Annotated in this window: 18 protein-coding genes; 7 read left to right on the top strand and 11 right to left on the bottom strand. The window is 68.9% G+C overall.

The genetic code is table 11. From position 1 onward, the window contains the following. Nucleotides 1-67 precede the first annotated feature (67 nt). The 5 genes from AC07V5_RS12145 (at nt 68) to AC07V5_RS12125 (ending at nt 6,586) form a co-directional block, all read left to right on the top strand. Nucleotides 68-2,290 carry a putative bifunctional diguanylate cyclase/phosphodiesterase gene (locus AC07V5_RS12145; RefSeq protein WP_495115931.1) on the top strand — a complete coding sequence of 741 codons (2,223 nt, stop codon included), beginning with the start codon at nt 68-70 and terminating at the stop codon, nt 2,288-2,290. Next, nucleotides 2,290-4,137 (top strand): GGDEF domain-containing protein, encoded by a 1,848-nt coding sequence (locus AC07V5_RS12140; RefSeq protein WP_495115930.1) that lies wholly within the window; start codon nt 2,290-2,292, stop codon nt 4,135-4,137. The genes AC07V5_RS12145 and AC07V5_RS12140 overlap by 1 nt, the downstream gene beginning before the upstream one ends. 16 nt (nt 4,138-4,153) lie before the next feature. After that, on the top strand, nt 4,154-5,053 hold the full coding sequence (locus AC07V5_RS12135) for a helix-turn-helix domain-containing protein (protein WP_495115929.1): 900 nt from the start codon (nt 4,154-4,156) through the stop codon (nt 5,051-5,053). Between the two features lie 56 nt (nt 5,054-5,109). Further along, nucleotides 5,110-5,766, top strand: a complete 657-nt coding sequence (locus tag AC07V5_RS12130) for an ankyrin repeat domain-containing protein (RefSeq protein ID WP_495115928.1) — start codon at nt 5,110-5,112, stop codon at nt 5,764-5,766. Nucleotides 5,767-5,869: 103 nt separating this feature from the next. After that, on the top strand, nt 5,870-6,586 hold the full coding sequence (locus AC07V5_RS12125; RefSeq protein WP_495115927.1) for a substrate-binding periplasmic protein: 717 nt from the start codon (nt 5,870-5,872) through the stop codon (nt 6,584-6,586). 1 nt (nt 6,587) lies between these two features. Here AC07V5_RS12125 and AC07V5_RS12120 read toward each other — a convergent pair whose 3' ends face one another. The 6 genes from AC07V5_RS12120 to flhB are packed head-to-tail and all read right to left on the bottom strand — an operon-like array spanning nt 6,588 to nt 14,456. After that, nucleotides 6,588-7,934, bottom strand: coding sequence for a methyl-accepting chemotaxis protein (locus tag AC07V5_RS12120; RefSeq protein WP_495115926.1), 1,347 nt, complete (start codon nt 7,932-7,934; stop codon nt 6,588-6,590). 52 nt (nt 7,935-7,986) lie between these two features. Beyond that, nucleotides 7,987-8,709, bottom strand: a complete 723-nt coding sequence (locus AC07V5_RS12115) for an RNA polymerase sigma factor FliA (protein ID WP_495115925.1) — start codon at nt 8,707-8,709, stop codon at nt 7,987-7,989. A gap of 17 nt (nt 8,710-8,726) precedes the next feature. After that, on the bottom strand, nt 8,727-9,506 hold the full coding sequence (locus AC07V5_RS12110) for a MinD/ParA family ATP-binding protein (protein WP_495115924.1): 780 nt from the start codon (nt 9,504-9,506) through the stop codon (nt 8,727-8,729). An 11-nt stretch (nt 9,507-9,517) separates the two neighbouring features. Further along, nucleotides 9,518-11,197, bottom strand: coding sequence for a flagellar biosynthesis GTPase FlhF (gene flhF, locus AC07V5_RS12105; RefSeq protein WP_495115923.1), 1,680 nt, complete (start codon nt 11,195-11,197; stop codon nt 9,518-9,520). Beyond that, nucleotides 11,194-13,284 (bottom strand): flagellar biosynthesis protein FlhA, encoded by a 2,091-nt coding sequence (gene flhA, locus AC07V5_RS12100; RefSeq protein ID WP_495115922.1) that lies wholly within the window; start codon nt 13,282-13,284, stop codon nt 11,194-11,196. Before flhA ends, flhF begins: the two co-directional genes overlap by 4 nt. Then, nucleotides 13,281-14,456, bottom strand: coding sequence for a flagellar biosynthesis protein FlhB (flhB, locus tag AC07V5_RS12095; protein ID WP_495115921.1), 1,176 nt, complete (start codon nt 14,454-14,456; stop codon nt 13,281-13,283). Before flhB ends, flhA begins: the two co-directional genes overlap by 4 nt. A gap of 174 nt (nt 14,457-14,630) precedes the next feature. On the opposite strand from flhB, the gene AC07V5_RS12090 reads away from it, so the two are divergent. Then, on the top strand, nt 14,631-15,392 hold the full coding sequence (locus AC07V5_RS12090; RefSeq protein WP_495115920.1) for a substrate-binding periplasmic protein: 762 nt from the start codon (nt 14,631-14,633) through the stop codon (nt 15,390-15,392). Then, nucleotides 15,392-16,135 carry a substrate-binding periplasmic protein gene (locus tag AC07V5_RS12085; RefSeq protein WP_495115919.1) on the top strand — a complete coding sequence of 248 codons (744 nt, stop codon included), beginning with the start codon at nt 15,392-15,394 and terminating at the stop codon, nt 16,133-16,135. Before AC07V5_RS12090 ends, AC07V5_RS12085 begins: the two co-directional genes overlap by 1 nt. 53 nt (nt 16,136-16,188) lie before the next feature. On the opposite strand, the gene AC07V5_RS12080 is transcribed toward AC07V5_RS12085, so the two are convergent. From AC07V5_RS12080 to AC07V5_RS12060, 5 genes are all read right to left on the bottom strand, one after another. Next, nucleotides 16,189-16,824, bottom strand: a complete 636-nt coding sequence (locus AC07V5_RS12080; RefSeq protein ID WP_495115918.1) for a protein phosphatase CheZ — start codon at nt 16,822-16,824, stop codon at nt 16,189-16,191. Nucleotides 16,825-16,843: 19 nt separating this feature from the next. Further along, on the bottom strand, nt 16,844-17,236 hold the full coding sequence (gene cheY / locus AC07V5_RS12075) for a chemotaxis response regulator CheY (RefSeq protein WP_233371843.1): 393 nt from the start codon (nt 17,234-17,236) through the stop codon (nt 16,844-16,846). Nucleotides 17,237-17,292: 56 nt separating this feature from the next. Further along, nucleotides 17,293-18,267 carry a flagellar motor protein MotB gene (gene motB, locus AC07V5_RS12070; RefSeq protein WP_495115917.1) on the bottom strand — a complete coding sequence of 325 codons (975 nt, stop codon included), beginning with the start codon at nt 18,265-18,267 and terminating at the stop codon, nt 17,293-17,295. Nucleotides 18,268-18,270: 3 nt separating this feature from the next. Next, complete coding sequence (motA, locus tag AC07V5_RS12065; RefSeq protein WP_495115916.1) at nt 18,271-19,128, bottom strand: flagellar motor stator protein MotA; 858 nt, start codon at nt 19,126-19,128, stop codon at nt 18,271-18,273. Between the two features lie 89 nt (nt 19,129-19,217). Beyond that, entirely contained in the window at nt 19,218-19,970 is a 753-nt protein-coding gene (locus AC07V5_RS12060) for a class I SAM-dependent methyltransferase (RefSeq protein WP_495115915.1), read from the bottom strand. Between the last annotated feature and the right edge of the window lies 1 nt (nt 19,971).

Raw genomic sequence — 19,971 nt, 5'->3', positions numbered from 1 at the left:
GCCTTGATTGGCTGCACCGCAACGGTCAGCTCGACCGTGCGGGACTCACCCACAGCTTCTGAGCCTCATGCCGCCTACCGGTCAAGCCCTCGACGACCTGCCGCCGCGCCCGCGCGTGCTGCTGGTGGACGACGACGAGGTCAATCTGCTGTTGACCGCCGCCGCGCTGCGCGAGCGCGGCTTCGAAGTCACTGAAGCTCCCAGCGGCAGCGAAGCCCTGGGCCTGCTGTCCACCCGCACGCCCGACGTCGTCGTGCTCGACGCGCTGATGCCCGAGCTCGACGGCTTCGAGACCTGCTCGCTGCTGCGCGCCACGCCCGGCTTCGAATCCCTGCCCGTGCTGATGCTGACCGGGCTGGACGACGAAGCCTCCATCAACCGCGCCTACCAGGCCGGCGCGACGGACTTCTTCGTCAAGTCGTCGCAATGGAGCCTGCTGGACGGCCGGCTGCGCTATCTGCTGCGCAGTTCGCGCACGCGGCTCGAGCTGGAACGCAGCAAGGCCAAGCTGGCGCGTGCCCAGGATCTGGCGCGCATGGGCAGCTTTGAATGGTGGCGCGAGACATCCGCCAGCTTCGCCATTTCCGCCGAAGGCCTGCGCGTCTTCGGCCGCGGCCCGCAGGACAGGCTCGATTTCATCGGCGTCATGCGCATGGTGCCGGCCGACGACCGGCATGTCTTCCTGCGCCTGCTGCGCGACGTCATCGCCCACACCTCGGTGCTTGTCACCGACCTGCCGCTGACGCTGCCCGACGGCCGCCAGCGCGTCGTCCACATCGAGGCCGAGCCCGAGTTCAGCGAACAGGGCACCGTCTCCGGCTACACCGGCATCCTGCAGGACGTGACCGACCGCCGTCAGGCCGAGGACCGTATCCGCCAACTGGCGCACTTCGACGCGCTGACGGGCCTGCCCAACCGCCGCCAGCTGATCTACCGCGTCGAACGGGCCATCGAGAGCGCCCGCCGCGGCGGCCACGAGGTGGGCCTGCTGCTGATCGACCTGGACCGCTTCAAGGTCATCAACGACACACTGGGCCATGCGGCCGGCGATGAACTCCTCATCGAGGTTGGCCGCCGCCTGCGCGGCTGCGTGCGCCATTCGGACCAGATCCTCGAAGGCGTGCTCGACGGCCTCGGCAACCGCAGCCACCGCGGCCTGGAGGCCGTGGGGCGCCTGGGCGGCGACGAGTTCGTGGCCCTGCTGCCCGAGGTGGCCGACGAACGCGACGCCGAGCGCGTGGCCCAGCGCGTGCTGGATGCGCTGCGCGAGCCCATCTTCGTCGGCGGCCAGGAATGCTTCGTCACCGCCAGCGTCGGTATTGCGCTGTACCCACGTGATGGCCAGACCATGGCCGACCTGCTGCGCAACTCCGACGTGGCCATGTACGCCGTCAAGAGCCAGGGCCGCAACGCCTCGGCCGTGTATTCGCCGCAGCTGGCCGGCCACGGCAAGCAGAAGCTGGAGCTGGAAAGCGCGCTGCACAAGGCGCTGGAGCGCAACGAGATCGTGCTGCATTACCAGCCCAAGATCGACGTGCGCGCCGCCCGCATGGTGGGTGCCGAGGCGCTGATGCGCTGGCAGCGCGGCAACGTGCTGGTGCCGCCGGCCGACTTCATCCCGCTGGCCGAGGAAACCGGTCTCATCGTGCCGCTGTCCGAATGGGCGCTGAAGGAGGCCGCCCGTCAGGCCAAGCTGTGGCAGTTGCAGTTCGGCTTCAGCGACTCCATCGCCGTCAACCTGCCCAGCCGGCTGTTCGAGCGCACCGATCTCGTCGAGCACATCCACCAATGCGTCAGCGCCTACGGCGTGCCGCACCGGTCCATCCAGCTCGAGATCACCGAAAACAACCTGATGAAGGACCTGCAGAACGTCATCCCGTCTCTGCACCGCCTGAACGAAGTGGGCGTCGAGATCTCCATCGACGACTTCGGCACGGGCTACTCGTCCCTCGCCTACCTGACCACGCTGCCCATCTCCGAGGTCAAGATCGATCGCACCTTTGTGCGCGACCTCGGCATCACGCCGCAGAGTTCGGCCGTCGTCACCGCCATCATTGCGCTGGCAAGGGCCTTGGGCCTGCGCGTCATCGCCGAGGGCGTGGAGACGCTGCGTCAGATGGAAGTGCTGCACCGACTGGGCTGCTCGCTGATGCAGGGTTTCCTGTTCAGCAAGCCGCTGCCGCCCGACGAGCTGGAGCGCTGGATCGCCCAGACCGTGCTGCCGCGCAAGGCGCCCTGGATCACGCAGGCCGACGGCGCCAGCGACGCCGCTTCGCGCGGGCAAGGCTGATGCGCGCTCAGCTGCCCCCGGCCCAGTTGGCCAAGGCCGCGCTGCAACGCCTCGCCCAGGCCCGGCTGGAGCCAACCCCCGAGAACTACGCCCGCGCCTACGCCATCGAAGGCGGCGGCGAGCCCTCGTCGGCGGCGAGCGGCGCCGTGCCCGAGCGCGTCCAGCAGCTGATGTCCAAGCTCATCAGCCTGGCCCTGCCCAGCGGCAGCACGCGCCAGGAACTGCAGACCTCGCTGCGCGAACAGCGGCTGGACGAACTGCAACGCCAGGTCGACAAGCTGCTCGACGTGGCCGGCCCTGCCGCCCAGGCCGAGGCCCTGGCGCAGGCCATCGAGCGCCTGGTGCGTGGCCTGGAACGCGGCGGCAGGCACTGGACGGTGGCGCGCAAGAAGGACGGCATCTACCGCGCGCTGGAGCTGAGCCGCAGCGACAGCGGCAAGCTCATCAAGCGCCTTACCCAGCTGATCGCCAGCTGGGACAAGGACGGCGACGGCAGCGAGGTCGAGACCGACGACGATGGCGGCACGCCCAGCCAGCTCTTCGCCGAAAGCGGCTTTGCGGAAACTGGCTTTCGCGACAGCTCCGGCTTCGGCGAACTGAGCCGCACCGGCCCGCGCGACAGCACACCGCCCATCGACACCAGCCCGTACTGGGCCGACGTCGGCAATGAGCTCAATGGCACCGTGCGCCACGCACTGCGTTCGCCGCAGACCGAGGCGACGCCCGCCGACTCGCTGATGCGCGAGCTGGAAGCCGCCCAGGCCGAGCTCAAGGCCAAGGGTGCCAGCCCTGAGCGCGCCACGCAGATGGCCGCGCTCTGCCTGCGCGCACGCCATCTGCTGGACCACCGCCGCCACCTCTTCGACGAACTCGGCGGCCTGTGCCGCGAGCTGGGCGCCAGCCTCGTCGACCTGGCCGAGGACGACTCCTGGGCTCGTGGTCAGGCCGAGGCCATGAACAACACGCTGACGCAAGGTCTGTCAGGCCGCGGCGTGCGCACCGTCTCCGAGTTGCTGAGCGGCACACGCGAGCGCCAGCGCACGCTGCGCGACGAGCGCTCCAAGGCTCGCGATGCCCTCAAGGGCCTGATCCAGCGCATGCTGTCCGAGCTGGGTGAGCTGGGCCAGCACACCGACCGCTTCCAGACCAGCGTCGGCCGCTATGCCGAGGCCATCCAGCAGGCCGACTCGCTGGAAAGCCTGGCCGGCACCGTGCGCGAGATGGTCGAGGAAAGCCGCAGCGTGCAGGGCCTCGTGGCGCAGACGCAGCAACGGCTGACGCTCGAGCATGACCGCGCCGCCGCGCTGACACAGCGGGTGGATGAGCTGGAGGGCGAACTGCGCCGCCTGTCCAACGAAGTCCACACCGACCAGCTCACGCAGGTGGCCAACCGCCGTGGCCTCATCCAGGCCTTCGGCATCGAGCAGGCCAAGGCCGAGCGCGAGTCGACCCGTGTCGCGCTGGCCCTGCTGGACATCGACAACTTCAAGAAGCTCAACGACAGCCTCGGCCACCATGCCGGCGACATCGCGCTGAAGTCGCTCGCCGAGCGCACCCAGGCCTCGCTGCGCCCCGGCGACATGGTGGCGCGCTACGGCGGCGAGGAGTTCGTGCTGATGCTGCCCAACACGCCGCTGGACGAAGCTCAGGCCGTGCTCGTGCGACTGCAACGCTCGCTGTCGAGCGCGCTGTTCAACCACGAAGGCAAGGACGTCTTCGTGACCTTCTCGGCCGGCGTCACGCTCTACCGCCCCGGCGAGACGCTGGAAGCCGCGCTGGACCGCGCGGACGTGGCCTTGTACGAGGCCAAGCACACCGGCAAGAACAGGGCTTGCATCGCTGAGTGATGCCCGTGAGGCCACGGTGACGGACGAGCTGCTGATCCGCACGACGCCCGAGGCCTTGTTCGACGCCAACGTGCTGCTGCGCGCCCGCGGCCGCGTTCACCACGTGCGCGGCTACCCCGGCCCGCTGTCGATCAAATCGGTGCGGCGCGGGCAAGCCCGCTGGACCGTCGGCGGCCAAGCCTTCACGCTAAGGCCCGGGCGCTTTCTCGTCACCACGCACGGCGAACCCTACGACCTCGACATCGCCGCGCCTGAAGGCGTCGAGACCCGCGTGCTGTTCTTCGCCGACGCCCTGGTGCGCGACGTGGCCTCGACGCGGCTCAACGCCCTGGTGCGGCTGCTGGACGCGCCCGACGCACGCGACACCGAGGCCATGCCCGTGAACCAGCGCCTGTGGGAGCACGACTCGCCGCTGGGCCGCTTCATGCTCGGCCTGGACCACCTGCCGGCCGGCGGCGCGGCCGACGCCAGCGGCCACTGGGACGGCTGGCTGCGCGAGGCGCTGGACGCACTGGCCGACCTCGCCGCCCAGGTGCGCGAGGAGCGCGAGCGCATCGCAGCCGCGCGGCCAGCCGTGCGCCAGGAGGTGCACCGCCGCGTGCTGCGTGGCAAGGCCTGGCTGGACGAGCATTTCGCGCAGGCCTTCGACCTCACCGCTGCAGCGCGCGAGGCGGCGATGGCGCCCCACCACTTCCACCGCAGCTTCCGCGCGCTGCTCGGCGAGCCGCCGGCCGCCCATGTCGCCCGGCTGCGGCTGGAGCGTGCGCGCAGCCTGCTGGAAGAGGACGGGCTGTCGGTCACCGAGGTCTGTGCCGCGGTCGGCTACGACAGCCTGCCGAGCTTCTCGCGCCGCTTCAGCGCCGCCTTCGGGCAGGCGCCGTCGCGCTACCGGCGGGCAATTCGCAAGCAGGGATAAGCGCAACGTGCTGCGACCGCCTAGGCTGCGGCCATGACCAGAAGCCGGAGACCCGCATGAACACCGCCCCCCTGCAAGCCCTGCTCGACGCCATCGCCGGCCGCGACGCCGCCACCGCGCTGGCACTGGCCGATGCCGACCCCGCGCTGCTCGGCCAGCGTTCACCGGCTGGCCTGTCGCCGCTGACCCTGGCGGCCTACGTCGGCCTGCCCGACCTTGTGGCGTCGCTGCGCCTGCGCCGCGGCGAGCCCGACTTCTTCGAAAGCCTGATCCTGGGCGAAGCAGGCCTCGTCGAACGCACGCTGGCCGCCGGACAGGACTTGAACCAGCGCGCACCCGACGGCTTCACGCCGCTGGGCCTGGCGGTGTTCTTCGGCCATGACGAGCTGGCGCGACGGCTGCTCGATGCCCGTGCCGACGTCGATGCACGCGCCAACAACGCCCAGCAGGTGGGCGCGCTGCACGCGGCCGTCGCACGCGGCAACGCCACGATGGTGCAGGCCCTGCTGGCGCGCGGCGCCACGGCCGATCTGCCCCAGCAGCAGGGCATCACGCCGCTGCACGCCGCGGCGGGCGCCGGCCGGGCCGATCTGGTTGAACTGCTGCGCCGCGCCGGCGCCGACCCACACCGCCAGGATGACTCCGGGCGCGACGCGGCCGAGCATGCCCGCCAGCATGGCCACACCGAGCTGGCGGAAGCGCTGGCGCATTGACGCCAGCGCCGCGGGTCAACGCGGCTCAACGCGCCAAAACGCACGGCGGGCACCGTTCTTTCGCATTGCCGAATGCCGGCGGGCTGGCTAGGCTCAGCCCCGCATGCATCTCTCGCGCCCCGCCCTGCCCCACCACACCCTCACTCGCCTGCTCTGCGCTGCCACCGTGGCGCTCGGCATGGGTGCGGCGCGCGCGCAAGCACCCGTGGCCACCGTGCCGCTGTGCCTCACCGACTTCCCGCCCTACGTGAGTGCCGAGCTGCACGACGGTGGCAGCCTCACGGCGCTGGCCCGCCGCGCCTTTGCCGCTGCCGGCCTGGTTGTGGAGACGCTGCATGTGCCCTGGGTGCGCGCCTTCGCGCTGGCCAGGAAAGGGGACTGCCTGCTGCTGACGCTGTGGCGCAACGAGGAGCGGGACGCGCTGTTCCGCTACACGCTGCCGGTGGCACGCATGCAGCTGGGCTTCTTCGTGCGCGCCGAGCGCAAGACGCCGCTGCCGCCGGACGCCACCGTCGCCTACCAGCGCGGTTCCTACCTGCCGGCCGAGCTGGCCGGCGGCCGCTACAAGCTGCATGAACTCGTCGACCCACGCCCGGGGCTGGAAATGCTGCACCTGGGCCGCGTCGACGCGGTGTTCTCGGAACGCGCCACCTTCGAGTACCAGCTCGCCAAGCAGCCCCGGCTGGCCGAGGCGGTGCGCTGGCAGGCGCCGCCGCTTGAAATCAAGCCCACCTTCATGGCGATCAGCAAGACCCACCCCCAGGCCGACGCCTGGCTGGAGCTGCTGAATCAGGAAATCAGGGCTTCGATTCGGAACTGAATCAGAAATTGAAGGCCAGCCGCAGCCCGCCCCAGTGGCGGCCGCCCACGGTGATGGGCGCCGTCACTTCCTTCAGCACGACGAAGCGGCCGCCACCCATGTCGCGGCGGTAGGTCTGCAGCAGGAAGGGCCGCGTGTTGCGGGCAGAGGCCAGGCCGGTGCGGTCGTTGAAGATGCGGCGGTAGCGGCTGTTGGCCGTGTTCCAGACCGTGTCGCCCGGGCGCTGCGGCTGGCAGTATTTGCGGTTGTGCGTCGCGATGTAGCCGTTGCGGTCGGCCGCGATGCAGAACACCACCTTGTCGCTGAAGGCGACTGTCTTCTCCTGCACGGTCGGGAACAGCCGGTCCGTCAGCTGGCAGAAGCGCGTCGTGTGCTGCTGCGGCAACGTGCCTTCGATCGGGCGGTAGTGCTCGTCGAACAGGTCGGTCTGCGAGATCTGGCCATCGCGCACGGCGCCTTCCAGCAGCTCGCCGATCTCTGCGGCGGCGGCTTGAGCGGCGCGGATGAAGGGCATGTCGTCGACCTCGACGCCGCTCTCGGCGATCTGCTCGACGAGGTCCTCGGACATCTTCAGGAAGCGGTCGCTGCCGTCGAAGGCCACCTTGAGGCCGTGCGAGGCTTCCGACACCTCGCGCTGCAACTCGTGGGCTCGCTCATTCAGCAGGCTCATCTGCTGGCCGCTCTCGGCGGCCGATGCGGAGATGCGCTGCACGTCCGCCTCGACCTCGTGGAAGGCGGCATGGATGGAGCTGGGCTTGGCGGCGTTCTCGCTCAGCTCGGCGCTGAAGCGGTCGATGCGGTCATGCAGGCTGGAGATCGCGCTGACGATGGCCTTGGACGAGGCCTCGACCTGACCGGCCAGGGCCTTGACGGCCTCGGCCACGACGGCGAAACCGCGGCCGGCGTCGCCGGCATGCTTGGCCTCGACGGCCGCGTTGAAGGCCACCAGCCGGGTTTGCAGCGAAATCTTGGTGATCTCGGCCGCCGCGTCGGACACCTGCGCCAGCGTGGTCGCCATGCCAACGACCTCGCCGCCGACAACGCCCAAGGCGCCACGGGCGCGCTGCACGGCGGCAGCGCTCTGCGCGGTGGCGGTGGCGATGGCCGCCTGGGCCTGGCCGATCTGGTTGAGCTGCTGGGCCAGCGCCTGCATGGCCTGGCTCTGGGCCTGGACGATGCGCTGCGTGTCTTCCAGCGCGCCGCGAACTTCGGCGGCGTCCTTGCCAACAGTGGAAATGGAGCGGGCGAGCCGCTTGACGACATTCAACGCCGCGCTGTCGTCACGACGGCTGGGCTCTTCGCGAACGACGGCGGGGGACGAGCCTCCGACCTTGGGCCACCTGAACATGCGTTTTGTCCCCGCTTATTAGCCGGGGCGCAGCAAGAGATGGCCCCGTTATCTACCAGTCACGCAGCTTAACGCGCAACCTTGCAATGGACTGACTGTGCAGTTGGCACACGCGGGACTCCGTGACCTTGAGCACGGCCGCGATCTCTTTGAGATTCATGTCGTGCTCGTAGTACATGCTCATCACGAACTGCTCGCGCTCGGGCAGGTTCTTGATGGCGGCCACCAGCGCCTCGCGCATGCGGTGGTCCTGCAGCTGGGCCATCGGGTTGCTGCTCTCGTCGGCGACATGGCGATCGAGGAAGGCCTCCGATCCACCGTCACCGTCGCCGCCCGACATGTCTTCCAGATAAACCAGCTGGGTGCCACGCACCTTGCCGAGCAGATCCTGGTATTCGGCCAGTGGCAGGCCCATCTCGGCAGCGATCTCGGCCTCGTGGGGCGCGCGGCCCAGGCGCTGCTCGACCTTGTGCACGGCGCTCTCGATCTCGCGCTGCTGGCGGCGCGTGCCGCGGCTCATCCAGTCGCCGCCGCGCAGCTCGTCGAGCATGGCGCCGCGGATGCGCTGGGTGGCGAAAGTTTCGAACTGCACGCCCTGCTCGGCGTCGAAGCGCGACAGCGCGTCGGTCAGCCCGATCAGGCCAACCTGGATCAGGTCGTCCACCTCCACGTTGGCCGGCAGCTTGGCGATCATCTGGTGCGCCAGGCGTCGGACCAGCGGGCTGTACTGCTTGATCAGCGTGCTGTTGTCGAGGCGGCCTTTGGGCGTGTACATGATGGACTCCGGCGAGTTCAATGCGCTGCGATGAAGGGGGAAGACGCCGTGCGCGCCGGGCGCAGCGGGGTCGCATCGGAGGCGGCATCAACGGCCGCTCCCGGAGGGGCCGCGAGCAGCAGCTCGCGGGCGAGATGGCGCAGCTCCGGCGTGAGCGGTGCGTGTTGTGAAGCTCGGGGGTCCAGGCAGGCCCAGTCGCGCAGCACCGCGCCGAGGAAGCCGTCGGCGCAGGAATGAAGCTGTTGCGCGATGCGGGTGGCCACGCGCAGCTGAGGGTGGCAGGCCATCAGCAGACTGTAGACCATCAGCCCGGCCCGTTGTGTGAGCCATTTCATGCCCGCGTACGCTTCGGTGACGCTGGCCGGATCGGTGTCGGCCAGCAGCAGCGGGCGCACCTCGCGCAGCGCGACGACGCGGGCCAGCTCGGCCGCGCTGGCGTGCAGCAGGATGACGTCGACATCCGGCGCGGCGTCGGCCACGGCCTCCAGGAAGGAAGCCGCCGAGCCATTGGCGTTGATGTGGCGCATCGGCAGGCCGCGCGCCGCGAGGTAGGACACCTTGGGCGACAGCTGCTCGATGCAGTTGGACAGGTCCACCAGGGCCAGCTCAGACGGGGCCGGCGAATGCACGCCCGCGTCGACCACCAAGGTGCGCAGGTTGAGCTCCGCGAACGCGGTGCACAGGCCTTCCAGCAGCACGCCGGCGCCCATGACGCGCGGATTGCTGACCACCGGCACGAAGCGGGTCTTGGACGCGGCGAACAGCCGCCGCAGGCCGTGGGCCTGGTCTTGTGGCATGGCGCGCGTCATCAATGAACGGCCCTCGACAGGCCTTCCGCCAGCGGCGCGCCGGCGAAGATGAGGTTGACGTCGGTGTTGTCCATGCGCCAGGCGCCCGAGGCGGCGCCCTTGAGCGCGCGCTGCACCAGGGCCACGCTGGGCAGGCGGTGCCAGTCTTCCGGCACGCGCTGACCGTTGGCGGTGCCCAGCACCTTGAGCTTGTGGCGGATCAGCGTGTCCAGCGCCGGGGCGAGCTTGACGGCTTCGTCGATCTTGCTGAGCACGACACCTTCGCAGGCCGCAGCCTTCCAGGCGTTGACGACGTCTTCGATCGTCTCGCCCTGTTGGGCGGCGTTGATGACGAGCAGCTTCTTGATGCTGGGGTGGGCCAGCATCTCCAGCAGCTCCTGCGTGCGGCTGTCGCGCTGGGCCATGCCGGCGGTGTCGATCAGCACCAGCTTCTTGCTGGACAGCAGGTCCAGCAGGTCGTCCAGCGAGGCGCGGTCGTGCGCCGTGTGCACCGGCACGCCGAGGATGCGGCCGTAGGCGCGCAGCTGCTCGTGGGCGCCGATGCGGTAGGCGTCCAGCGTGATGAGGCCGAGCTGGCCGGCGCCGTACTTGGTGGCGAAGTGGGCAGCCAGCTTGGCGGTCGTCGTCGTCTTGCCAACACCGGTGGAGCCGATCAGTGCGAACACGCCGCCGCGGTCTTCGATGGCCAGGGCGGCCTCGTCGGTCTGCAGGTTGCGCGACAGCACGTGGGCGGCCCAGGCGGTCTCGTCGGCGGGGTCGAGGGGCGAACCGGCCTTGAAGTCGGACGGGCAGCTCTCGGCCAGCTTGCGCACCAGCGCCGGGCTGAAGCCCAGCTCCAGCAGCTTTTGCGTCAGGCGGGCCTGCACGGGCTGGCGCTGCAGCTTCTCCATGAAGGCGAGCGACGAGAAGCGCTCCTCGATCAGGCCGCGCATCTGGCGCAGCTCATCGGCCATGTCCATCTGGTTGCGCTGGCTGGCATTGGGCTGGCCGGGCAGGGGCATCGGCTCGCCGCCGAGGCCGCTCAGCTGCGGCACGGCGCGTTGCCGGTCTGCCGCGGTCGCGGACGGAATGCGGATCTCGTCGCGCAGCACGGGCGGCGCGGGGCGGGCCTGAGGCGCGGTCGGCGGCGGCACGGCGCGGCGTGGTGCCAGCGCGGCAATGGCCTCGGCAGCGCGGCGCTCGCGCTGCTGGCGGGCGGCGTCCAGCGACACCGCGGGGGCTTGAGTGGGCGGCGGCGCGACTTGCACGACGGGATCGGGCTGGCCGGTCATCTCAGCCTGGCGGCGGCGCAGCACGCGCTCGCGGACATAGTCCTGGAAGGACAGCGTGCTCATCGCCAGCTGCTGCACATCACCCTGCACCTCGGCGCTGCCGAAGCTGGGCTCCTGGCGCAGCGTGCGCTCGGCAAAGCTGGAGCGAGCCGACGGCTGCTGGGGCACGGTGGGCGGCGGTGCCACTTGCGGGCGGGCGGCGGAAAGCTCGGCGGGCATCGCGCGGCTGCGCGGCGCCGTGGCGGCGATCTGATCGATCTGGCCCATGCCCTCGGGCGCCATGGCCAGCACCTCCACGCCTTCCGGCACGGGTTTGTTGGACAGCACCACTGCGTCGGGGCCAAAGGCCTGCTTGACCAGAGTGAGCGCCTCGCGCGATGTGCGGGCGGTGAACTTGCGGACGTTCATGCTGTGCCTCCGATGATGGAGCCGATGCGGATGGTGTGGGTCTCAGGAATCTCGCTGTGGCCGAGCACCTTGAGACGGGGCGCCGCGCGCTTGAGCAGGCGGGCCATGGGCGAGCGGATCAGGTCGGGCACCAGCAGCGTGGCGGGCACACCGCGGTCTTCCTGCTTCTGGGCGGTCTCGGCGGCGCTGCGGGCCAGCGTGTCGGCCACGCCGGGGTCCAGCGCGGCACCGTGGGGCGAGCTCAGGGCCTGAGTCACCAGGCGCTCCAGCTCGGGCTCCAGCGCGATGACGTCCAGCTCCTTGGTGCTGCCGTAGATCTGCTGCACGATGGCCGGCGCGATGTGGGTGCGGATGCGGCGGGCCAGCTCCTGCGGGTCGGTCACGCTCGGCGCGTTCTCGGCCAGGCATTCGACGATGGAGCGCATGTCGCGAACGTGCACACCCTCCTCCAGCAGTAGCTGGAGAACGCGTTGCAGTGTGGCGATGCTGACCATCTTGGGAATCACGTCTTCGATCAATTGAGGTGCCTGCTTGGTGAGGTGTTCCACCAGGGCTTGCGTCTCGACGCGGCCCAACAACTTGGCCGCGTGCACTTGCATCAAGTGTGAAAGGTGGGTGGCCACGACGGTCGAGCAATCAACCACCGTAAACCCGCTCATTTGGGCCATCTCGCGCTGGCGATCCTCGATCCACACGGCGGGCAGGCCGAAGGCGGGGTCGGTGGTCTGGGTGCCGAGCAGCTTCTGCGTCGCGTGGCCGGGGTTGATGGCCAGCCACATGCCGGGGAAGGCCTCGGCCTCGCCGACGACGGCGCCACGCAGCGAGATGCGGTATTGGCTCGGGCGCAGTTCCAGGTTGTCGCGAATGTGCACCGGCGGCGGCAGGAAGCCGACCTCCTGCGCGAACTTGCGGCGCACGCCCTTGATGCGGCTCAGCAGGTCGCCTTCCTTGCTCTTGTCCACCAGCGTGATGAGGCGGTAGCCGACCTCCAGGCCCAGCGTGTCCACCGGCACCAGGTCTTCCCAGCTCGCCTCGCCGGCGCCTTCGCTGCTGGGCATGATGGGCTTGACGGCCTTGGCGGCCTCCAGCGCCTGCTCCTTGCTGCGCAGCCAGTAGGCCAGGTAGCCCATGCCGGAGGCGATCAGCAGGAAGACGACATGCGGCATGCCAGGGATCAGGCCCAGCGCGCCGATGACGCCGGCCGTGATGGCCAGTGACTTGGCCGAGCCGAACACCTGCTTGCCGATCTGGCTGCCGATGTCCTTGTCCGTGCCCACGCGCGACACCACCATCGCGGCGGCAACCGAGATCAGCAGCGCCGGCACCTGGGCCACCAGCGCGTCGCCGACGGCCAGCAGGATGTAGCTGTCGGCCGCTTGGCTGGCGCTCAGCGAGTGCTGGGCCACGCCGATGATGAAGCCGCCGACGATGTTGATGGCCAGGATCAGCATGCCGGCCACCGCATCGCCGCGCACGAACTTGCTGGCACCGTCCATGGAGCCGAAGAAGTCGGCTTCGTCGGAGAGTTCCACGCGGCGGCGCTTGGCTTCCGCCTCGTTGATGAGGCCGGCATTCAGGTCGGCGTCCACGGCCATCTGCTTGCCGGGCATCGCATCCAGGGTGAAGCGCGCACCGACTTCGGCGATCCGCTCCGCGCCCTTGGTCACCACGATGAAGTTGATGACCACCAGGATGGCGAACACGATCAGGCCGACCGCGAAGTTGCCACCGATCAGGAAGTGCCCGAAGGCCTCGATGACCTTGCCCGCTGCGCCCGTGCCCGTGTGGCCCTCCAGCAGCACGACGCGAGTGGACGCCACGTTCAGCGACAGGCGCATCAGCGTGGTGAGCAGCAGCACGGTCGGGAAGGCCGCGAAGTCCAGCGGCCGCACCATATGGGCGGCCACCATCATCACCATCACCGCCATCGCGATGTTGAAAGTGAAGAGCAGATCCAGCGCGAAGGGCGGCAGCGGCAGCACCATCATCGACAGCACCAGCAGCACCGCGATGGGCGCCCCCAGGGCGGCGATGACCCCGGCGCGCGGGCCGAGCATGCCTTGCAGTTTCTGGATCAGCGGATTCATTCGGCAAAGTCCTCGTCGGGATCAGGCGCCCAGCCCGGCTTGTTGTGCGGGTCGAGCTCAGGCGGCACGTGCGGGTGCGGCACATCCGGCCGGGCCGCGTTGCGCGAGGCCATGGCAGCGCGCAGCTGGTAGACATAGGCCAGCACCTGGGCCACGGCACCAAACAGCGCGGCGGGGATCTCGTGGTCGACCTTGGCGTGGGCGTAGAGGGCACGGGCCAGCACGGGCTGCTGCAGCACCGGCACCTTGTTTTCCTTGGCCAGGTCGCGGATCTTCATGGCCAGCAGATCGGCGCCCTTGGCGATGACCTTGGGCGCGGCCATCTTGCCTTCCTCGTACTTCAGCGCGACGGCATAGTGGGTCGGGTTCATGACGACCAGGTCGGCCTGCGGCACGGCGGCCAGCATGCGGCGCTTGGCCATCTCGCGCATGCGGGCGCGCATCTTGGCCTTGATCTCGAGGTTGCCTTCCACCTCCTTCAATTCCTGCTTGGCCTCCTCGCGGCTCATGCGCATGCGGCGCAGCCAGAGCTGGCGCTGCAGCGGCACGTCGATGGCGGCGAACAGCGCCAACGCGATGGCCAGCAGGCCCAGGCCGCCCATCAACTGCTGGCCGGCATAGGCCAGGGCCGAAGGCAGGGGCACGGACATGATGCTGACGTAGGCCGCCAGGCGGTCCTTCAGCACCATGGCGCCGACGATGCCCAGCACCAGCGCCAGCAGCACGGCCTTCAGCGCCGTGCCGATGCCCTGGCCGGTGAACAGGCGCTTGAGCCCGCCCAGCGGGTTCAGGTGCGTGAACTTCGGGGCCAGCGGCTTCATCGTCCAGTTCCAGCCGCCGCTGGCGAGGTTGGCGGCGATGCCGGCAACCATCAGCAGTGCGGCGATGGGGCCCATGACGGCGGCGAAGGCCAGCGTCATCTCGGCCAGGCGCTCGCCCATGAAGCCCTTCTGCGCCAGCATGCGGGCGTCGAAGTGCAGGCCGGTGATCAACATCTGGCGCAGCTTCTCGACGATCTGCGGCCCGCCCACGCTCAGCACGGCGCCGCCGGCGACCATCATGGCGAAATGCGGCAGGTCACGGGAACGCGGCAGCTGGCCTTCGGCCCGGGATCTTTCGATCTTCTTGGGCGAGGCGGGTAAGTTGCGATCCTGTGCGTCTTGGTCGGCCATGGCGGTTCTGTAGCGCTAGACCGAATTGTTCGAGGCGGCCGCCAAAACTTGAGCGAGAAAAGCGGGGTGGATGGCCGCCTGTTCCCGGCCCCTGCCACGCGCCCGCGGCCAGGGTGTGCAGGATTGCCGCTTCGACGGTGGCGAGCCCTGCGCAGCTGCGGCTAATCTTCAGGCATGCCCCGCCCTGCTCGCCTTGCCCGCCTGCTCGCCCTGACGGCTGCTGCCTGCGGCGCCGGTGCCACGCTGGCCCAGGCGCCGCTGACCATCGAATACCGCGACAAACCGCCCTACAGCTACACGGTGGATGGCAAGCCGGTCGGCTTCCTGATGGAGCGCACCGCCAGGCTGCTCAAGCGCGCCGGCATCGAGGGGCGCTATGCCGAGGTGCCGATCCGGCGCACGCTGCAGCATCTGCAGGCCAACCAGGCGGCGCTGTGCTCGCCGGGCCTTTACAAGAACGCCGAGCGCGAGGAGTTCGCGCGCTTCTCACTGCCCATCCACCGCGACCGGCCGCACGTCGTGCTGGCCCATGCCGACGTCGTTTCACGCGTTCGCGCGATCCCGCGCATTGCCCAGCTGTTCGCCGACCCCTCGCTGCAACCGGGCTTGCTGGACGGCGTGTCCTACGGCCAGCGGCTCGACCAATTGCTGGCCGCCGCGGCCAAGCCCCCTGTCCGCGCCCAGCTGACGCCTCTGCAACTGGCCCGCATGGTGGGTATGCGGCGCGTCGACTACATGCTGATCGACGAGGAAGACCTGGGCTGGCTGCGCAGGGATGCGGAGTTCACCCCCCTACCCCTGGTGCGCGTCGAATTCGCCGACATGCCGCGCGGCGAACTGCGCTACCTGGCCTGCTCCCAGCAAGTCGCGCCCCAGACCCTGGACAAGCTCAACCAGGCCATCCGCGAGCTGGCGCCTGAAGCCCAGAGCGAATGATGCGCACGCCGGCCCTGCTCGGATGCCTGCTGGCTGCCAGCCTGGCGCCGGCCTGGAGCCAGCCCCTGACGGTCGAATACCGCGACAAACCGCCCTACACCTACACCGTCGACGGCAGGCCCGACGGCTTCCTGCTGGAACGTGTGCGGCTGGTATTCCAGCATGCCGGTGTCGCCGTGCGTTTCGCCGAGATGCCGGCCCGGCGCACGCTGCGCAGGCTGCAGGAGAACGATGGCGCCGTCTGCTCGCTGGGGCTGTTCCGGCTGGCCGAGCGCGAAGCCACGATGCGCTTCTCCCTGCCCATCCACCAGAGCCGCCCCCATGTGGTGTTGGCCCATGCCGGCGTCGAGGCGCAAATACGTGCCATGCAGAGCTTTGCCGAGCTGCTCGGCACCATGGCGCTGCGGCCCGGCCTGGTCGATGGCGTCTCCTACGGCCCCAAGCTCGACCGCGCGCTGGCCACCACGCCACGCCCTGCCGTGCGCGCCCAGCTGACGCCGATGCAGCTGGCCCGCATGGTGGGCGCGCGCCATGTCGACTACATGCTGATCGATGAAGAAGACCTGGCCTGGCTGCGCCAGGACGCGAGCTTCGCGCCACTGCCGCTGGTGCGCATCGCCTTCGCCGACATGCCGCCGGGCGAGCTTCGCTATCTGGCCTGCTCGCGGCAGGTGCCGGTGCAGACGATGGAGCGGCTCAACCAGGCCATCCGCGAACTGGTGCCCGAGGCCCAGGGCGGCTGAAATGAAAAAGGCCGGCGCTGCGGCCGGCCTGTTCTGGGGGACAAAGCCCGGTCTTAGAAACCGAGGCTGGCCAGCAGGTCGTCGACCTCGCCCTGGTTCGTGACGACGTCGGTGCGGCCCTCGGCGTTGACGACCGGGCCCTGCAGGATGGTCGGGTCGACCTTCTCGCGCTGCTCGGGCGGCACCACCTGCACCAGCAGCTTCACGAGGCTGTCTTCCAGGTCGTTGGCCAGCTTCACGACCTTGGCCACGACCTGGCCGGTCAGGTCATGGAAGTCCTGCGCCAGCATGATGTCGGTCAGGTGGTTGTCGATGCTCTGCGTGCGGCCCTCGACATCCTTGACGAAGTTCATCACCGCGCCGCTGGCAACCGCCCGCACGGGGTCGGCCACGATGGCGGCGGCGAGCTCCTTAGTGGCCTTGCTGATGCCGGCGTGCTCCGCCTTGGCCTGGTCCACCGAGTTCAGCACCTTCTCGGCGGCGGCGGCCGTCTTTTCGGCGATGTAGCTCAGGCGGCTGCGCGCGTCGGGCAGGCCGTCGGTGGCCACCTGCAGCTTGGGCATGACGCCCAGGCGCTGCATGGTGTCGTGCAGCGTGCGCGTGATCGTGCCGAGTTGCTGGAAGACCTCGGGGGAGACGAGCAATGGCTCGGCACTCCCGGCCAGCTTGTCCAACTGTTCCATCGACATGGCAGTCCCCTATTTGTTGTCAGGCCGCAGCGGCCAGCTTCTGCATGATCTTGAGGACTTTTTCCTCCAGCGTCGCCTTGGTGAAAGGCTTGACGATGTAGCCGGCAGCGCCCGACTGTGCGGCCAACACGATGTCTTCCTTGCGTGCCTCGGCGGTGACCATCAGCACCGGTAGGTGCTTGAGGTTGGGATCTTCCTTGATGGCCTTCAGCAACTCGAAGCCCGTCATGTTGGGCATGTTGATGTCGCTGACGACGAAATCGAACTTGGCGCCCTTGAGCATGCTCAGCGCTTCGACGCCGTCCTCGGCCTCTTCGCAGTTGTTGTAGCCGATCTCCTTCAGCAAACCGCGGACGATGCGGCGCATGGTGGAGAAGTCGTCAACGACCAGGAATTTCATGTCAGCGCTCATGGCGATCCTCTCTCTGGGGGCAGGCTGGATTTCAGGGTCAGCACGCAGTCTAGTTTCTAGCGAGCCGGTGCCGAAGATTGAGTTTGCGGCATTTTGCCGGTCCCCGGCACTTGCGTGAGCCCGATCTCAGCACCTGACGCATCGGCCTCGGGTTCCTCGGCCACGTTCTTCAAGACCGCGTCCTCGGCATCCCGGTTCATCACGATGATGCTGATGCGCCGGTTCAGTGCGCCGTTGGGGTCCTTGGCGTCGAGCAGCTTGCTCGCGGCCAGGCCTTGCACGCGCAGCATGCGGGCCTCGGACAGCCCGCCCGCCACCAGCTCGCGGCGCGACGCATTCGCGCGGTCGGCCGACAGCTCCCAGTTGCTGTAGCCCTTGTCGCCGCCCGGGAAGGCCTGGGCGTCGGTGTGGCCCTCCACCGTCAGGCGGTTGGGCACCTCGGTCAGCACGCTGCCAAGCTCCCGCAGCAGCTCGCGCATGTACGGCTTCACCACGGCGCTGCCGCTGTCGAACATCGGCCGGTTGCCCTCGTCGACGATCTGGATACGCAGGCCTTCCTTGGTCATGTCCAACCGGATCTGGCCGCCCAGGGCCGCCAGCTTGGGGTTCTCGGCAAGCACTTCCTCGACCTTGGTCTTGAGCTGCTCCAGTCGGGCCTTCTCGGCCTTGCGTTGTTCTTCCTTGAGCGCACGCAAGGTGTAGCTGGCACGCTTGGCGGCGCTCTCGCCTTCCTTGACCTGACCGGTCTCGCGCGTGAGGTCCTTGCCGCCGCCCTTGACGACGCTGGACGAGTCGCCCGAGCCGGAGCCGCCGGTCATGGCCACTTTCAACGGCGACTGGAAGAAGTCGGCAATGCCCTTCTTGTCGCCCTCGGTCGTGGAGCCGAGCAGCCACATCAGGAGGAAGAAGGCCATCATGGCCGTGACGAAGTCGGCGTAGGCGATCTTCCAGGCGCCGCCGTGAGCGGCATGGCCGCCCTTCTTCACCCTCTTGATGATGATCGGTTGGAGCTTTTTCGCGTCGCCAGCCATCGATTACTTCTTCTTCACGTGGCCTTCGAGTTCAGTGAACGACGGGCGGTCGCCAGAGAACAGCACTTTGCGACCGAACTCAATGGCCACCTGCGGGGCATAGCCCTGCATGCTGGCCAGCAGCGTCGTCTTGATGCACTGGAATTCCTTGCCACCGTCCTCGACCTTCTGCTCCAGCAAGCCGGCCAGTGGTTCGGCGAAGCCGTAAGCCAGCAAGATGCCGAGGAAGGTACCGACGAGAGCGGAGCCGATCATGCCGCCCAGCACCGCCGGCGGCTGGCCGACCGAGCCCATGGTGTTCACGACACCCAGCACGGCAGCCACGATGCCGAAGGCCGGCAGGCCGCCGGCCAGGCGCTGCAGCGCAGCAACGGCCGCATGCTCTTCCTGATGGTGGGTTTCGATCTCGCTGTCCATCAGCGATTCGATTTCGTGGGCGTTCAGGTTGCCCGACACCATCATGCGCAGGTAGTCGGTGATGAATTCGGTGACGTGATGGTCGTTGCCCACCGTCGTGTACTTCTGGAACAGCGGGCTGCTGTGCGGATCCTCGACGTCCTTTTCAATGGACATCAGGCCTTCCTTGCGGGCCTTCTGCAGGATGTCGTACATCAGCGCAAGCAGCTCCATATACCGAGCCTTGCTGTACTTGCTGCCCTTGAAGCAGCGGCCCAGGCCGGCGGCCGTGGACTTGACGACCTTCATCTGGTTGTTGGCCAGGAAGGCGCCGATGGCGGCGCCGAAGATCGTGATCATCTCGAACGGCAAGGCGTGCAGGATGACGCCGATGTTCCCGCCGTGAGCGATGAACACGCCGAAGATGCAGACCATGGAGATGGCCCAGCCGATGATGACGAACATGCGCGGTGGAGTTGGGGGTGTTCAGGCCATATCGGCCCGGAGCCGGGGGGCTTGAGTAAGTATGCCGCGCGCAAACCGCGTCGGTAGCTTCAATTGGGCTGCTTTGCAGCGGCTTTCCGCACAGGTTGGTAGAGCCAGACCGGTTGTCCGCTCGGCAACTGCCAGTTCGCCACCGGCTCCACCCCCGGCACGGCGAAGTCCAGGCTGACCAGCCAGGCCCCAGGCGCCAGCTCGGCGCAGGCCTTGGCCCAGACGCGCGGCATGGACTCCGGCCGCTGGAAGACATAGACCAGCGCAAAGGGCGCCCAGGCGTCGGCCCACAAGTCCCCCTGGCGCACCGTGGCGCCGCGCACGCGCCAACGCGCCAGCAACGCCAGCGGGCGGCTCCATTCGACACCCTCGACAAGGGCCTGGGGATAAGCGTGAAGAAGTTCACGCAAGCCATCGCCAACGCCGCAGCCGGCGTCGAGCACGCGGGCACCCGGCAGCAGTGGTGCGAGGGCGGGCAATTGCGCCAGGGCCCTGCGTGGCGTTGGGTACAAGGGCGCTTCCGACCAGGTCCGCCGCGGGTACAGCCACCACAGCAGCGCCAGCGGCGCCAGCCAAAGCAGACCCGAGGCGCCGCCCTGCCAGCCCAGCGCCAGCACCGAGGCCGGAAAACCCAGCGCGACGATGAGCCGCCGCCAACGCTCGTTTTGCAGCCAGGCCAGCCCAGCCGCGAGCGCAGCCCCCAAGGTCAGCGCCGGCCCCGGGCCAGCGCCGAACTTGAGAGCGGCCGCATAAATGAACCAGGCCGCCAACCAGCTCAACAGAGCCGGCAGCGGCCAACGGGTGATCCACATG

The organism is Roseateles sp. GW821-FHT02E12, assembly GCF_059421665.1.
The sequence above is the reverse complement of the archived record's forward strand: the minus strand, read 5'-3'. Positions and strand labels throughout refer to the sequence as shown.

Coding starts and splice junctions, on each gene's coding strand:
- AC07V5_RS12145 (WP_495115931.1), top strand. CDS start 68: ATGCCGCCTACCGGTCAAGCCCTCGACGACCTGCCGCCGCGCCCGCGC.
- AC07V5_RS12140 (WP_495115930.1), top strand. CDS start 2,290: ATGCGCGCTCAGCTGCCCCCGGCCCAGTTGGCCAAGGCCGCGCTGCAA.
- AC07V5_RS12130 (WP_495115928.1), top strand. CDS start 5,110: ATGAACACCGCCCCCCTGCAAGCCCTGCTCGACGCCATCGCCGGCCGC.
- AC07V5_RS12125 (WP_495115927.1), top strand. CDS start 5,870: ATGCATCTCTCGCGCCCCGCCCTGCCCCACCACACCCTCACTCGCCTG.
- AC07V5_RS12120 (WP_495115926.1), bottom strand. CDS start 7,934: ATGTTCAGGTGGCCCAAGGTCGGAGGCTCGTCCCCCGCCGTCGTTCGC.
- AC07V5_RS12115 (WP_495115925.1), bottom strand. CDS start 8,709: ATGTACACGCCCAAAGGCCGCCTCGACAACAGCACGCTGATCAAGCAG.
- AC07V5_RS12110 (WP_495115924.1), bottom strand. CDS start 9,506: ATGCCACAAGACCAGGCCCACGGCCTGCGGCGGCTGTTCGCCGCGTCC.
- flhF (WP_495115923.1), bottom strand. CDS start 11,197: ATGAACGTCCGCAAGTTCACCGCCCGCACATCGCGCGAGGCGCTCACT.
- flhA (WP_495115922.1), bottom strand. CDS start 13,284: ATGAATCCGCTGATCCAGAAACTGCAAGGCATGCTCGGCCCGCGCGCC.
- flhB (WP_495115921.1), bottom strand. CDS start 14,456: ATGGCCGACCAAGACGCACAGGATCGCAACTTACCCGCCTCGCCCAAG.
- AC07V5_RS12090 (WP_495115920.1), top strand. CDS start 14,631: ATGCCCCGCCCTGCTCGCCTTGCCCGCCTGCTCGCCCTGACGGCTGCT.
- AC07V5_RS12085 (WP_495115919.1), top strand. CDS start 15,392: ATGCGCACGCCGGCCCTGCTCGGATGCCTGCTGGCTGCCAGCCTGGCG.
- AC07V5_RS12080 (WP_495115918.1), bottom strand. CDS start 16,824: ATGTCGATGGAACAGTTGGACAAGCTGGCCGGGAGTGCCGAGCCATTG.
- cheY (WP_233371843.1), bottom strand. CDS start 17,236: ATGAGCGCTGACATGAAATTCCTGGTCGTTGACGACTTCTCCACCATG.
- motB (WP_495115917.1), bottom strand. CDS start 18,267: ATGGCTGGCGACGCGAAAAAGCTCCAACCGATCATCATCAAGAGGGTG.
- motA (WP_495115916.1), bottom strand. CDS start 19,128: ATGTTCGTCATCATCGGCTGGGCCATCTCCATGGTCTGCATCTTCGGC.
- AC07V5_RS12060 (WP_495115915.1), bottom strand. CDS start 19,970: ATGTGGATCACCCGTTGGCCGCTGCCGGCTCTGTTGAGCTGGTTGGCG.